This window comes from Mycolicibacterium sp. TUM20985, from assembly GCF_030295745.1.
Lineage (GTDB): Bacteria > Actinomycetota > Actinomycetes > Mycobacteriales > Mycobacteriaceae > Mycobacterium.
The window spans coordinates 1,239,851-1,253,310 of the sequence record NZ_AP027291.1 but is presented as its reverse complement, the minus strand read 5'-3'; the positions used below and the strand labels follow the sequence as shown (position 1 = coordinate 1,253,310).

Here is a 13,460-nt window from a genome sequence, read left to right as displayed (position 1 = left end):
CAGGGTAACGGTGTGCCTTGGGTGTAGAACGAAGAGCATGTCCACCACGATCGAAAGCCTCCTCGACCTCGACACGCTGCTGACGCCCGAGGACCTCGAGCTGCGCACCATGGTCCGGCAGTTCGGCGAGCAACGACTGCGCCCTCACATCGCCGAGTGGTTCGAGACCGGCGAGGTCCCCGTCCGCGACCTGGCCGTCGAGATCGGCAAGCTGGGCCTGCTCGGCATGCATCTCGAGGGGTACGGCTGCAGCGGGTCGTCGGCCACCGCGTACGGCCTGGTGTGCCAGGAACTCGAGGCCGTCGACAGCGGGCTGCGCAGCCTGGTGTCGGTGCAGGGTTCGCTCGCGATGTTCGCCATCCACCACTGGGGCAGCGAGGATCAGCGTGAGCAGTGGCTGCCCGGTATGGCGGCCGGTGAACTGATCGGCTGCTTCGGGCTGACCGAACCGGACTTCGGCTCCAATCCCAGCGGCATGCGGACGACCGCTCGCCGCGACGGGTCCGACTGGATCCTCAACGGCTCGAAGATGTGGATCACCCACGCGTCGATCGCCGACGTCGCGATCGTGTGGGCCCGCAGTCAGGAATCAAACGGGGGCATCGTCGGCTTCGCGGTGCCGACGACGACACCGGGATTCAGCGCCAGGGAGATGACGCACAAGATGTCGTTGCGGGCGTCGGTCACCTCGGAGTTCAGCCTCGATGACGTCCGCCTGCCCGACGACGCCAAACTGCCTGGCGCGCGCGGGTTGTCGGGACCGCTGGCCTGTCTGTCCGAGGCGCGGTTCGGCATCGTCTTCGGATCGGTGGGCGCCGCTCGCGACTGCCTGGAGACCGCGCTGGAGTACGTCGGCACGCGTGAGGTCTTCGACAAGCCGTTGGCCGGATACCAACTGACTCAGGCGAAGATCGCCGACATGGCCGTCGAACTGGGCAAGGCGCAACTGCTGGCCCTGCACCTCGGCAAGCTAAAGGACGCCGGGACGATCAAGCCCGAGCAGGTCAGCGTCGGCAAGCTGAACAACGTCCGCGAAGCCATCAAGATCGCCCGCCAATGCCGGACCCTACTGGGCGCCAACGGAATCACTCTGGAATACCCGGTGATTCGGCACGCCAACAACCTGGAGTCGGTACTGACCTACGAAGGCACCTCGGAAGTCCACCAGCTGGTGATCGGCGAGGCGCTGACGGGTGTCAGCGCGTTCCGCTGACGCACACCGTCGACATCAGCTTGTCCGCGAACGTCTGGTTCCTGCGGTCCCACAGCGGCCATAGGTAGCCCACGCCGAGGCTCGTGACGTCCAGCACATGGGCGAGTTGGCGAAACACCGAGCGCCAGAAGCCGACTGGTGCACGGGTCGTCACGTCGACCACCCGAATCCTCAGCAGTTCCTTGCCAACGCTCGAGCCCGTGCGCCCCTGTCGTAGGCCAAAGTTCCACACGGCGTAGGCGACACTCGTCCACCAGCAGGCCAGGTAACCCGACTGCCCCAGCGTGCTGGCGCCGGAGTTGCCGCACTGTGGGCCGATGTCGCGCACCGAGGGGTCGCCATCGCACAGCCGGTTGCGCGTCAGCCACATCAGGGCCACCGCGAGCACCGCCAGCACCACGATGGGGAGCCAGTCGACCGCGGTGGCCGCGACGCGCCTCGACCAGGGGGCGTAGGGAACGACGCCTGCCGTCGACTTCGCTTCCTGGGCGCTGGGTTTCACGTCACGACGCTACCGCCTCGGTCAGAGCGGAACGGCCACCGTCTTGATCAACTTGTCGACCAGGGTTTGCCGCTTGGGATCCCACAGCGGGAAGAGGACGGCGACGATCCAGACGATGCCGCAGGCGGCATAGGCCACGATGTAGACGAGCTCCCGCAGCACGGACTTGCCGAAGCCGATCGGCTGCCCGGTCTCCTCACCGACCACCTTGAACTTCATGATGCCCTTGCCGATGCTGGAGCCGGTCGTGCCCTGCTTGAGGCCGAGGTTCCAGACGATGTAGGCCAGCGCGATGATCTCCAACACGATGAACAGCGTCCACGCCAGCCCACTGGGACCATTGCTCCCGGTCGCGCAGAAGTCGCCGAGCTGATACTCGGAATCATCGGTGATGCAAACGGTTTCGACCTTCTGCATGGTGATCAGGATGATCGAACCGATTCCCGACAGGATGGCGACGGGCACCCAGTCGATGAGCCAGGCCAGGACGCGAGTCAGCCATGGGGCGTACTGCTCGGGGCCCTGGCCAAACGTGCCATCGGATGCGGGTGCGGACGCATACCCGCCGCCCGGAGGCGCAGGCACGTACCCCCCGCCGGGAGGTGGCGGCGGCGGGTATCCACCACCGGGTGGTGGCGGCGGCTGGTAGCCCTCGGGTATCGGGGGTGGGAAGTCTCCCGGTGGGGGCGGCGGATTGGTCATGATCGGTCCTTCGACGGTGGTTGGGCGATCCAGAGGCTACGGAGTCAGCGGGGCAATGGCGCCGCCACCGAGCTTGCGGTAGGTGTGCACCAGGAACAGTGCCGCCACGGGCAACGCGACGATGAGGCCGATGCCGCACGCCAGCGCGCCGACCGTCACGATGACCCCGATGATCAGCCAGGCGAGCAGCACCTGTACGAAATTGCTCTTCACCAACTCGAAGCTGGCCTTCAACGCATCGATCGGGGGCAGGTTGCGATCGACGATCGAGACCAACGCGAAGAGCGTGAAGAGCGATACCAGCAGGCCGGGGATGACGCACAACGCCTGACCAATGGAGGTCAGGATGCCGATGATGAGGCTCGCGACGAGCACACTTCCGACGTTGCGCGGCTTGAAGAACGAACCGATCGTCACGGGCTGCCCGTTGGCGATGTCCAGGAGGCCTGCGTAGTACGCCGACGAGATCGCGCCAACCACCACGAACGTCACCAGGCTGCCGAGGAAGATCACGGCGAGGCTGGCGGCCCCCAATCCCGAGCTGAACGAGTAGCTGAAGCCGCTGTCGTACGAGTCGTAGGAGCTGACCGGATCCGGCGCGATGGCAATCGCGATCCCGTAGAAGATCCCGTACACGACGCCGACGATGATGGCGTACACCAGCGTCGGAACGATCAGCGCGCCGGCGTTCTTGGTGAACTTGTTCCAGGCCCACGAGAACGCCTCGCCGATGTTGACCTCACGGCCGCCACCGAAGCCGGGACCGCCAGCCTGCGGATAACCGCCCTGCTGCGGATAACCGGGCTGCGGCGGAGGATATCCGCCCTGTGGTGGGTAGTAACCACCTTGCGGCGGCGGCGCCCCGTACCCGCCCTGCGGCGGCGGCGCTCCGTAACCGCCCTGCGGCGGCGGCGGATATCCGCCCTGCGGCGGCGGCGCCCCGTAACCACCCTGCGGCGGCGGCGGCGGCGCCCCGTAACCACCCTGCGGCGGCGGTGGCGGTGGCGAGTAACCCCCCTGCGGCGGAGGCGGGTAGTCGCCACCCTCGGGTGGCTGCGGCGGGTTGGTCATGGTCGTCTTACCTTTCGGCTGATCTCGGTTCGGGGAATTCCGTTGTCGATTAGACGTATAACGCGGTGAACGGTGCGATGGGCAGGTTGCGGACGACGAACCACACGGACACCAGCACCAGGGCCACGACGGCCGACCACCGGTGATGCTGCCAGCTGCCGATCCTCCGATCGACGATCCGGCCGTAGGTCCACGCGCCAAATGCCCAGAGCAGGAACAAGACCGACACGAGCCCGAGTGCGTTGAAGCGGGCCGCCCCAAGGACGTCCCCGTGCAGGAGGCTGTAGATCATCCGCAGACTTCCGCACCCGGGGCAGTCGATTCCCAACAAGGCCTTCGTCGGGCACACCGGTAGCGGCCCACCCGCCGACATCGGATCGCCGAGCCACACCGCGCCGCACAACAGGCCGGCCGCCACCGCCACCCCGAGCGGGGCGCCGAGAGGTGTCGTTGGCAGCGACCGGCGCGTATCCAACATGGCTGTGCGGGTTAGGAATACGAGAAGGCGCTGGCACCGACCACCAGCGTGAAGATCAGGTAGATGACGCCGACGACGACCCCGGCGATGGCACCCCACATGGCGAACTTCTTGGCGTCGTCAGCGGCCTGCTGCGCTTCGGCGTAGCGGCCTTGGCCCCACAACCCGGAAACCTGCGTGGCCTTGACGATCGACACGATGCCCAGAGGAAGGCAGCAGAGCACCGTGACCAGGATTCCCCACACCAGGTTGTTGTCGGGCTGGCTGGCAGGAGCGCCGCCGTACCCACCGGGTCCGCCGGGTCCGCCGGGTCCCGGAGGTGGCGGGTAGTTACCGGGCGGAGGCGGAGGGTAATTACCAGGCGGGGGCGGCGGGTACTCGGTCATGAACGCCTTCCAGTGAGCTGTTTGCTGGGTCTGAGCGCTGTTACCCTACCCGAGAACACGCTCGGAGAGACGACCAAAAAGCGAACTGGGATACCCCATGTGACGGCCCGTCAAACCCGCAATCCTTGCCGGTGCTTCGGTCTTCGGCGGACGTGCCGCCGCCCGCCGCCGGAGGTGTGACGCGTCTACCGGCGCGTACTGCCATCCGAGAGAAATCCCAGCAGGTCGTGACGGGTAAGCACCCCAACGGGTTTGCCCTCTTCGACGACCATCACGGCGTCGCATTCGCGCAGCGTCTTCTCCGCCGCGCTGACCAGTTCGCCGGCCCCGATCAGGGGCAGCGCGGGGCTCATGTGTTGGGAGACGGCGTCGGCGAGCTTTGCCCGGCCCTCGAAGACGGCGGACAGAAGTTCTCGTTCCGATACGCTGCCCGCTACTTCGCCTGCCATCACGGGCGGTTCGGCGCCGACCACCGGCATTTGCGAGACGCCGTACTCGCGCAGGATTCCGATCGCGTCGCGGACCGTCTCGGACGGGTGGGTGTGGACCAGGTCGGGCAGCGCACCGGACTTGCGGCGCAACACGTCTCCGACGGTGGACTGCTCGATCGATCCGTCGAGCCTGTCGCGCAGGAAGCCATAGGACGACATCCAGGCGTCGCTGAAGATCTTCGAGAGATAACCCCGTCCGCCGTCGGGAAGGAGAACTACGACGAGTGCGTCCGGGCCGGCACGCTCCGCCACGCGGATCGCGGCCACCGTCGCCATGCCGCACGAGCCGCCGACGAGCAGGCCCTCCTCACGGGCCAGGCGTCGCGTCATCTCGAAGGAGTCGGCGTCGGACACCGCGATGATCTCGTCGCTGACGGTCGGGTCGTAGGCCGACGGCCAGAAGTCCTCCCCAACACCCTCGACGAGGTACGGCCGTCCGGTGCCCCCGGAGTACACCGACCCCTCCGGGTCGGCGCCGATGACTTTCACCGCCCCGCCGGACATCTCCTTGAGGTAGCGCCCCGCACCGGTGATCGTCCCGCCCGTGCCAACGCCGGTGACGAAGTGGGTGATCTTGCCGTCGGTGTCCGCCCAGATCTCGGGGCCCGTCGTCTCGTAGTGGCTCGCCGGACCGTTCGGGTTGGAGTACTGGTCCGGCTTCCAGGCGCCGTCGATCTCACGCACCAGGCGGTCGGACACGCTGTAGTAGCTGTCCGGATGGTCGGGCGGCACCGCCGTCGGGGACACGACGACGTCGGCGCCGTACGCGCGCAACACGTTTCGCTTGTCTTCGCTAACCTTGTCCGGACAGACGAATACGCACTTGTAACCGCGCTCCTGCGCCACCAACGCCAGTCCGACACCCGTGTTGCCCGACGTCGGCTCGACGATCGTGCCACCGGGCTTGAGCTGTCCGCTGGCTTCCGCGGCGTCGATCATCTTGATGGCGATGCGGTCCTTGGAGCTGCCGCCAGGGTTGAGGTACTCGACCTTGGCCGCGACCATGCCTGCGCCCTCGGGGACAACGGAGTTCAACCGGACGAGAGGTGTATTGCCTATGAGCTCACTGACATGACCCGCGATTCGCATGCTTCCATCGTGTCAGGCCTGCGGTCGGGTTACCAGGTGACCTCTCGGATGTAGTCGCCGATCTGCTTCAACGACCGCGTGGCCTCCTTCACGGCGGGCGCCGCCAGCTGGAAGACGTGCATCTGGCCGGGCCAGACGTGCACCTCGACCGGAACACCCGCGGCGGCGAGCATGTGGGCCGCCTTCCGCGCATCGTTGAGCAGGACCTCCGAGCCGGACACGTGGATCAACGTCCGCGGTAACCCGTTCTCGATGTGGTCGAGCGGTTCGTACACCTGCTCGGCCTCGCCGTCGACGACCCGCCGCCTGGCTGCCGCTTCGACGATCGCGACGAGAGCCTCGAAGGCCTTCGCCGGGAACATCGCGTCGGTCCCGATGTTGGGATGCTGGGCGCGGCTCTCGTTGTCGATCTCGAACAGCGGCGACATGGTCACGACGGCGGCTGGCAGTTCGCCGTCGAGCTGCAACCGCTCGGCGAGCGCGAGGGACAGGTAGCCACCGGCTGAGTCGCCCGCGAGCACGATCTGGTCGGGCTGGTAACCCTTGAGCCGCAACCACTGATAGGCGTCATAGCAGTCGTCGATCGCCTGACCGATCGAATGCTTGGGAATCATGCGGTAATTGACCACCAGCGCCGGGCTGTCGGCGAACCCTGACAGCGCGGTCACCATGCGACCGTGCGAGTTCACCCCGCAGGTCAGGAAGGCTCCGCCGTGCAGGTACAGGATCACGCTGCGTTTGCCGTCGGCGGGCAGGACGCCGGCCGCGCGGACCAGCTGGGCGGTGCAGTTCGGTAGCGCGATGGTTGCGCGGATCGTTCCCGGCGCGGGCCGCAGCACGCGCGACACGAAGTCGACCACCCCGAAGGGCCATGGCATGTGCGGGATGTGACTGGCGACCCCAAGAGTTGGCTTGATGGTCATCATTGCCCCGAGAGCAAACAAGCGACCGGCGATGCTCGGGCCGTCTTCGACGACTTCGACGGGTGCCCCGTCGCTTACCGGGAATCGGCGCGGCTTATGGGCTCTAGCTGGGCCGATCGGGGACCGCGACGGCCCCGATACCTTGCTGGGTGCGGTCATCGCCACCACTTCCTACGCCGTTGTAGTGCCCGTTGACCGAGTGTCTACAGCCAACTGGGTAACTTAGCTTGGCATCTTCGTGAATGTTCAACAATCGAAGAATCCAAAGTCGTACCGGACTTGATACCGCACCGTGACGCTTCTGGGCTCACCACACGCGGAGATCGCGGAAAGTCGCCATTAAACTGGGGCCGTGGTCATTCGTGTCCCGCGTGGGTCGACCATCGCCCTGGCCGCCGCCGCCGCGCTCGCGTCGACGGGGTCCGTGTACGTCGGAGCCCGCAACCTGCTGCACGATCAGGCCGACCAGGCCCGGCAGGTCATTCCCAAGTCGTGGGACGTCCCACCGCGGGCCGACGGCATCTACACACCAGGCGGCGGCCCCTGCCAGAAGTGGCATCGTGGCGTGCCGTTCGACATCCACTTGATGATCTTCGGTGATTCGACGGCGACCGGATACGGCTGCGTCGACGCCGACGAGGTGCCGGGGGTGATGATCGCGCGCGGGCTCGCGGAGGAGTCCGGCAAACGCATCCGGTTGAGCACGAAGGCGATCGTCGGCGCGACGTCCAAGGGGTTGTCTGGGCAGATCGACGCCATGTTCGTGGCGGGGCCGCCGCCCGACGCCGCGGTCGTCATGATCGGCGCCAACGACGTCACGGCGGTGAACGGCATTGGGCCGTCCGCACGGCGCGTCGGTGCTGCGGTGAGCCGACTCCGCGGCAGCGGTGCCGTCGTCGTGGTGGGCACCTGCCCCGACTTCGGCGTCATCACCGCGATCCCGCAGCCGTTGCGCCTGGTCGCCCGCACGATCGGATTGCGGCTGGCGCGCGCACAGGCAAGCGAGGTGCATGCGGCGGGCGGCGTACCCGTGCCGTTCTCGGCCCTCCTGTCACCGGAGTTCCAGAAGGTGCCGGAGAACTTCTTCTCCGACGACTTGTTCCACCCCTCCGCGGCCGGCTATGCGCTCGCCGCCCAGCAGCTGTTGCCCGCGCTGTGCAAAGAACTCGGCGAGTGGTCGGCAGACTCGGACGTCGAACCGGCGCTCGAGTCGCGCAGCGGCGACGACTCCGTTCTGGCCCGCATCGGCGGGATCGCGCGGATCTGGCGCCGTACGACGGGCGTACCCGCGCCCATCGTCGCTTCGGTGACGGGTTAGGTTCGCACTAGCCTGCAGCCTCACCCGCGCCACCGAACAAGGAGTCCGTCATGCCCGAAGCCGTCATCGTTTCGACCGCCAGATCGCCGATCGGGCGTGCCAACAAGGGGTCTCTGGTCGACATGCGGCCCGACGACCTCGCCGCGCAGATGGTGCGTGCCGCCTTGGACAAGGTGCCCGCGCTGGATCCCCGCGACATCGACGACCTGATGATGGGATGCGGCCAGCCGGCGGGTGAGGCCGGTTTCAACGTCGGGCGCGCGGTGGCCGTCGAGCTGGGCTACGACTTCATGCCCGGAACCACGGTCAACCGCTACTGCTCCTCGTCGCTGCAGACCACCCGGATGGCGTTCCACGCGATCAAGGCCGGCGAGGGTGACGCGTTCATCTCCGCCGGCGTCGAGACGGTGTCGCGCTTCATGAAGGGCAGCGCCGATGGCTGGCCCGACGCCAAGAACCCGAGCTTCTCCGATGCGCAGGCCCGCTCGGATCAGGCGGCGCTCGGCGGCACCGAGTGGCACGACCCCCGCGAGGACGGCCTGCTGCCCGACGTCTACATCGCGATGGGCCAGACCGCCGAGAACGTCGCACTGTTCACCGGCATCAGCCGTGAGGACCAGGACCACTGGGGCGTCCGCAGCCAGAACAAGGCCGAAGAGGCCATCAACAGCGGCTTCTTCGACCGCGAGATCGCGCCGGTGACGCTGCCCGACGGCACGGTGGTGTCCAAGGACGACGGGCCGCGCGCCGGTACCACCTACGAGAAGATCAGCCAGCTCAAGCCGGTGTTCCGGCCGAACGGCACCATCACCGCGGGCAACGCCTGTCCCCTGAACGACGGTGCGGCCGCCGTGGTGATCATGAGCGACACGAAGGCCAAGGAGCTGGGCCTGACGCCGCTGGCGCGCATCGTGTCGACGGGTGTGTCGGGCCTCTCGCCGGAGATCATGGGCCTCGGCCCCATCGAGGCGTGCAAGAAGGCACTGGTCAAGGCGGGCATGTCGATCGACGACATCGACCTGTACGAGATCAACGAGGCGTTCGCCGTTCAGGTCCTGGGCTCGGCGCGCGCGCTCGGGATGGACGAGGACAGGTTGAACGTGTCCGGCGGCGCGATCGCCATCGGTCACCCGTTCGGCATGACCGGCGCCCGGATCACGGCCACGCTGTTGAACAACCTGACGACCTACGACAAGACCTTCGGCCTGGAGACCATGTGCGTCGGTGGTGGCCAGGGCATGGCGATGATCATCGAGCGCCTGAGCTAGCTGCCCACTAGCTGCCACTAGCCGCCGCTGGTGTGCGCGGAGATCGCGAGACTGCCCTTTTCAGGCGATTTCGCGATCTCCGCGCACACTAGCGGCCCAGGCCCGACGCACTCTGTTGAGCACGTCGGCGGGACGGTTGCCGGCCACGACGCGAATGTGCCTCCAACGCCGGTGGGCCAAGTACTCGGACCGCACGATGTCCTTACCCCATCGCCGCCGTTCACGATGTTGATCGCCGTCGTATTCGACGGCGATCTTCACGTCTTCCCACCCCATGTCGAGGAAGTAGATCGGCCTGCCCGTCTCGTCGCAGACGGGGATCTGCGTACGCGGCCGCGGATACCCGGCGCGAACGAGCAGCAGTCGCAACCACGTCTCCCGGGGTGATTCTGCGCCAGGGTCGTACGCCTCGAGCGCTCGCCGCAATCGTGGCGCACCCGGTGACCCCCGATGTCGATCGGCGACCGCCTCGACGTCCGCGGCGCTAAACCGCGCGACCTGGCCCAGCGCGTCGAGGCGTTCGATGCCCTCATCGCCCCGGATCAATCGCCCCAAGTCGAAGGCCGTGCGCACCGGTGTGGTGACACGCATACCCGTCAATGACATCACCTCACCCACGGCGAGCCGGTCACGTCGCGTCCGAATACCCTGCGGCGGTCTCGCATTCGACCAGATCAGCTCCACGGGCGCCTGACCGTCGATCCACTCGGCGCCGTGTAGCGCTGATGCGGCGAGCCCCGCGATCACGGCTTCGCGGCCCGACCACAACCACGCCGCCTTCGCCCGCTGCTGGAGGGTCAACTCCAGGTCGGGCTCCACATACACGCCTGGGAACACGGACCGATAGCGAGTCCGCAGCTGATGCTTGTTGACTGCGCCGGCGGCAAGCGCCTCCGTCCCGAGGAAGGGCACGCCGTAGACGTTCATCTCTTCACGGTGCAGCGGCGTCCGCGTCGAATCCATTGCCAGCGCGCGATTTGGGGATGGATCGCGCACTGTGAATGAACGCCTCAAAACAGCAGAAAGCCCGTTCGCAATTCGCGAACGGGCTTCCCGGGGTAGGACTGCTAGTCGTTCTGGAAGTAACTGAGCAGTCGCAGGATTTCGAGGTACAGCCACACCAACGTCACGGTCAGCCCGAGCGCGATGCCCCATGCGGCCTTCGACGGGGCGCCGGCGCGGACCATTTGGTCAGCCGAGTCGAAGTCGATCAGGAACATGAACGCCGCCAGCCCGATGCAGACCAAGGAGAAGATGATGGCCAACGGGCCACCGCTGCGCAAACCGAAGCCCTCGCCGCCGCCGACGCCGAAGATGGCGAGGACGAAGTTGAGCAGAGCGATCGCCATGACGCCAAACAGCGCGGCGACGAGCATCCGCGTGAACTTCGGCGTGACGCGGATGGCACCGGTCTTGTAGACGACCAGCATGCCGATGAACACACCGATGGTGCCGAAGATCGCCTGCGCGATCATCCCGGGGCCACCCGTAGAGACCACGTTCGCGAAGAGGAACGACGCGGCCCCAAGGAACAGGCCCTCGAGCGCGGCGTAGCTCAGGACGATGGCCGGGTTGTCCTGCTTGCGGCCGAACGTCGCGATCATCACCAACGCGAAGCCACCAAGGCCACCGATGAGCGTGAACGGCATCATCAGCCCGAGGTTCTGCGACACCAGGAAGTACGACACCACGCCGACCGCGGCCACGATGGCCACCGTGATTCCGGTCTTTGTGACGACGTCGTCGATGGTCAGCGGCCGGGAGACCTGGCTCGACTGGTCGGTGTAGGGCTGCGCCGCATAGGGATCAGCCTGTACCGCTGCCGCGCCGTAGCCGGCGGCACCGGTACCGAATTGGGCGTATCCGCCCTGCTGCTTGGGCAGGGAACGGAATACCGGGTTGCTGCTTTCGCGCACCGTCGGTTCCTCTCGTGTGCTAAAGGCTCGTCTGGTGACGAACATTGACGAACAATGAGTCAACGTGCGGCGACGCGGACCGGTTCCCGGCCTCATCACTGAAACTGTGAACTCGTTGAGAAAGGTTACCCGTGTCGCCTACCCCTGGGGCGACGATCTAGATTGCAAGCCGTGGCAGGAAACGAGGACATCCTAGTAAATGTCGAGAACGGCGTCGGCCGCATCACTCTGAACAGGCCGAAGGCCATCAATTCGCTGACCCACGACATGGTCACCGAGCTTGAGAAGGCTCTCAGGAACTGGGCTCACGACGACTCGGTGCGCACTGTTCTGCTGACGGGTGCGGGCGAACGCGGCTTGTGCGCAGGCGGTGACGTCATCGCGATCTACCACAGCGCCAAGGGCGACGGCTCCGAGGCGCGGTCGTTCTGGCACGACGAATACGTCCTCGACGCCTACATCGCCGCCTATCCCAAGCCCTACGTGGCGATCATGGACGGCATCGTGATGGGTGGCGGTGTCGGAGTCGCGTCGCACGGCCGCGTCCGCGTCGTCACCGACACCACCAAGATGGGGATGCCCGAGGTCGGCATCGGCTTCATTCCCGACGTCGGTGGCACCTACCTGCTGTCCCGTGCGCCGGGGCGGCTCGGCCTGCATGCCGCGCTAACCGGCGCGCCGTTCTCCGGAGCGGACGCGATCGCGATGGGCTTCGCCGACCACTTCGTCCCCCACGACGCACTCGACGCGTTCGAGAACGCCATCGTCGAGCACGGCGTCGAGGCGGCGCTTCAGACACACGGAATTGAGCCGCCCGCGAGTCCTCTTCTGGCACAGCAGGGTTGGATCGACGAATGCTACGCGGGCGCGACCGTCGTCGACGTCCTCGCCGCACTGCGCGCGCACGACGCGGGGCCCGCCATCGATGCCGCGAACCACATCGCCGGCCGATCGCCCATCGCCCTGGCGGTCACGCTGGAGGCGGTCCGGCGGGCGGCACACCTGGACACGTTGAACGACGTTCTGCGCCAGGAGTTCCGCACGGCGTGCGGAGCCCTGCGGTCGCATGACCTTGTGGAGGGCATCCGCGCCCTCCTCATCGACAAGGACCGCAATCCGAAGTGGTCGCCGGCCACCCTGGAATCATGCTCACCGGACGCCGTCGAGGCGTACTTCCGATCAGCCGACCCCGACCTAGAACTTCCCGAAGACGACAACGAGCGAGGACCGGAACGAGAAGGAGTCGAGCAATGACTTCCCGAAGACGACAACGAGTGAGGATCGCAGCGAGGCACGAGCGAGGACCGGAACGAGAAGGAGTCGAGCAATGACATACGAGACCATCCTGGTGACGCGCGAGGGCCGCGTCGGAACCATCACCTTGAACCGGCCCAAGGCGCTGAACGCCCTCAACAGCCAGGTGATGGTCGAATTGACCAGCGCAGCAGCTGAATTCGACAACGACCCCGAGATCGGCGCCATCATCGTCACCGGCAACGAGAAGGCCTTCGCCGCGGGCGCCGACATCAAGGAGATGGCCGACCTGTCATTCGCCGACGTCTTCGCGGCCGACTTCTTCGCGACCTGGTCGAAGTTCGCCGCCACCCGCACTCCGACCATCGCGGCCGTTGCGGGCTATGCGCTGGGCGGAGGCTGCGAGCTGGCGATGATGTGCGACATCCTGATCGCCGCCGACACTGCGAAGTTCGGCCAGCCCGAGATCAAGCTCGGCGTGCTGCCGGGGATGGGCGGTTCGCAGCGGCTCACCCGCGCGATCGGCAAGGCGAAGGCGATGGACCTCATCCTCACCGGGCGGACCATCGACGCGGCGGAAGCCGATCGCAGTGGCCTGGTGTCCCGCGTCGTGCCCGCCGACTCGCTCCTCGACGAGGTCAATGCCACCGCGGCCACCATCGCGGGAATGTCGCTGTCGGCCTCGCGGATGGCGAAGGAGGCCGTCAATCGCGCCTTCGAATCGACTCTCGCAGAAGGTCTTCTCTACGAACGACGGCTGTTCCACTCCGCCTTTGCCACCGACGATCAGACCGAGGGCATGGCGGCCTTCACCGAGAAGCGCCCACCGAGGTTCACGCACCGTTAAAG

At 66.7% G+C, this 13,460-nt stretch carries 14 protein-coding genes; 5 read left to right on the top strand and 9 right to left on the bottom strand.

Annotated elements, in window-relative coordinates; all coding sequences use genetic code 11:
- Nucleotides 1–37 precede the first annotated feature (37 nt).
- Nucleotides 38–1,213, top strand: coding sequence for an acyl-CoA dehydrogenase family protein (locus tag QUE68_RS06155; RefSeq protein WP_284225072.1), 1,176 nt, complete (start codon nt 38–40; stop codon nt 1,211–1,213).
- On the opposite strand, the gene QUE68_RS06150 is transcribed toward QUE68_RS06155, so the two are convergent.
- From QUE68_RS06150 to QUE68_RS06120, 7 genes are all read right to left on the bottom strand, one after another.
- Nucleotides 1,197–1,715 (bottom strand): RDD family protein, encoded by a 519-nt coding sequence (locus tag QUE68_RS06150; RefSeq protein ID WP_284225071.1) that lies wholly within the window; start codon nt 1,713–1,715, stop codon nt 1,197–1,199. The two genes, QUE68_RS06155 and QUE68_RS06150, sit on opposite strands and share 17 nt — an antisense overlap.
- 21 nt (nt 1,716–1,736) lie before the next feature.
- Nucleotides 1,737–2,417 carry an RDD family protein gene (locus QUE68_RS06145; RefSeq protein ID WP_284225070.1) on the bottom strand — a complete coding sequence of 227 codons (681 nt, stop codon included), beginning with the start codon at nt 2,415–2,417 and terminating at the stop codon, nt 1,737–1,739.
- 36 nt (nt 2,418–2,453) lie between these two features.
- Nucleotides 2,454–3,488, bottom strand: a complete 1,035-nt coding sequence (locus QUE68_RS06140) for a DUF2189 domain-containing protein (RefSeq protein WP_286275298.1) — start codon at nt 3,486–3,488, stop codon at nt 2,454–2,456.
- A gap of 49 nt (nt 3,489–3,537) precedes the next feature.
- The gene (locus QUE68_RS06135) at nt 3,538–3,966 is read right to left on the bottom strand and encodes a DUF2752 domain-containing protein (RefSeq protein WP_284225068.1); all 429 of its coding nucleotides are present in this window, start codon (nt 3,964–3,966) and stop codon (nt 3,538–3,540) included.
- 11 nt (nt 3,967–3,977) lie between these two features.
- Nucleotides 3,978–4,352 (bottom strand): CD225/dispanin family protein, encoded by a 375-nt coding sequence (locus QUE68_RS06130; RefSeq protein WP_286275297.1) that lies wholly within the window; start codon nt 4,350–4,352, stop codon nt 3,978–3,980.
- 185 nt (nt 4,353–4,537) lie between these two features.
- Nucleotides 4,538–5,932 (bottom strand): cystathionine beta-synthase, encoded by a 1,395-nt coding sequence (locus QUE68_RS06125; RefSeq protein WP_284225066.1) that lies wholly within the window; start codon nt 5,930–5,932, stop codon nt 4,538–4,540.
- Between the two features lie 29 nt (nt 5,933–5,961).
- A complete protein-coding gene (locus QUE68_RS06120) occupies nt 5,962–7,014 on the bottom strand; it encodes an alpha/beta hydrolase fold domain-containing protein (protein ID WP_286275296.1) in 1,053 nt (350 codons plus the stop codon).
- A 193-nt stretch (nt 7,015–7,207) separates the two neighbouring features.
- Between QUE68_RS06120 and QUE68_RS06115 the strand changes: the two genes are divergently transcribed.
- The gene (locus tag QUE68_RS06115) at nt 7,208–8,173 is read left to right on the top strand and encodes an SGNH/GDSL hydrolase family protein (RefSeq protein ID WP_284225063.1); all 966 of its coding nucleotides are present in this window, start codon (nt 7,208–7,210) and stop codon (nt 8,171–8,173) included.
- 50 nt (nt 8,174–8,223) lie between these two features.
- Complete coding sequence (locus QUE68_RS06110; RefSeq protein WP_284225062.1) at nt 8,224–9,441, top strand: acetyl-CoA C-acetyltransferase; 1,218 nt, start codon at nt 8,224–8,226, stop codon at nt 9,439–9,441.
- A 60-nt stretch (nt 9,442–9,501) separates the two neighbouring features.
- Here the strand turns inward: QUE68_RS06110 and QUE68_RS06105 are convergent, their stop codons facing one another.
- Entirely contained in the window at nt 9,502–10,368 is an 867-nt protein-coding gene (locus tag QUE68_RS06105) for a hypothetical protein (RefSeq protein WP_284225061.1), read from the bottom strand.
- Between the two features lie 140 nt (nt 10,369–10,508).
- On the bottom strand, nt 10,509–11,357 hold the full coding sequence (locus QUE68_RS06100) for a Bax inhibitor-1/YccA family protein (RefSeq protein WP_284225060.1): 849 nt from the start codon (nt 11,355–11,357) through the stop codon (nt 10,509–10,511).
- A 171-nt stretch (nt 11,358–11,528) separates the two neighbouring features.
- On the opposite strand from QUE68_RS06100, the gene QUE68_RS06095 reads away from it, so the two are divergent.
- Together QUE68_RS06095 and QUE68_RS06090 are read left to right on the top strand one after the other, a co-directional pair.
- Nucleotides 11,529–12,611 (top strand): enoyl-CoA hydratase/isomerase family protein, encoded by a 1,083-nt coding sequence (locus tag QUE68_RS06095; protein ID WP_284225058.1) that lies wholly within the window; start codon nt 11,529–11,531, stop codon nt 12,609–12,611.
- A gap of 73 nt (nt 12,612–12,684) precedes the next feature.
- Nucleotides 12,685–13,458 carry an enoyl-CoA hydratase gene (locus QUE68_RS06090; protein ID WP_284225057.1) on the top strand — a complete coding sequence of 258 codons (774 nt, stop codon included), beginning with the start codon at nt 12,685–12,687 and terminating at the stop codon, nt 13,456–13,458.
- Nucleotides 13,459–13,460 lie beyond the last annotated feature (2 nt).

Excerpts from the sequence above, each read along its gene's own strand:
- QUE68_RS06130 (WP_286275297.1), bottom strand. The coding sequence starts at position 4,352 with ATGACCGAGTACCCGCCGCCCCCGCCTGGTAATTACCCTCCGCCTCCG.
- QUE68_RS06105 (WP_284225061.1), bottom strand. The coding sequence starts at position 10,368 with ATGAACGTCTACGGCGTGCCCTTCCTCGGGACGGAGGCGCTTGCCGCC.
- QUE68_RS06120 (WP_286275296.1), bottom strand. The coding sequence starts at position 7,014 with ATGACCGCACCCAGCAAGGTATCGGGGCCGTCGCGGTCCCCGATCGGC.
- QUE68_RS06110 (WP_284225062.1), top strand. The coding sequence starts at position 8,224 with ATGCCCGAAGCCGTCATCGTTTCGACCGCCAGATCGCCGATCGGGCGT.
- QUE68_RS06135 (WP_284225068.1), bottom strand. The coding sequence starts at position 3,966 with ATGTTGGATACGCGCCGGTCGCTGCCAACGACACCTCTCGGCGCCCCG.
- QUE68_RS06145 (WP_284225070.1), bottom strand. The coding sequence starts at position 2,417 with ATGACCAATCCGCCGCCCCCACCGGGAGACTTCCCACCCCCGATACCC.
- QUE68_RS06155 (WP_284225072.1), top strand. The coding sequence starts at position 38 with ATGTCCACCACGATCGAAAGCCTCCTCGACCTCGACACGCTGCTGACG.
- QUE68_RS06140 (WP_286275298.1), bottom strand. The coding sequence starts at position 3,488 with ATGACCAACCCGCCGCAGCCACCCGAGGGTGGCGACTACCCGCCTCCG.
- QUE68_RS06125 (WP_284225066.1), bottom strand. The coding sequence starts at position 5,932 with ATGCGAATCGCGGGTCATGTCAGTGAGCTCATAGGCAATACACCTCTC.
- QUE68_RS06090 (WP_284225057.1), top strand. The coding sequence starts at position 12,685 with ATGACATACGAGACCATCCTGGTGACGCGCGAGGGCCGCGTCGGAACC.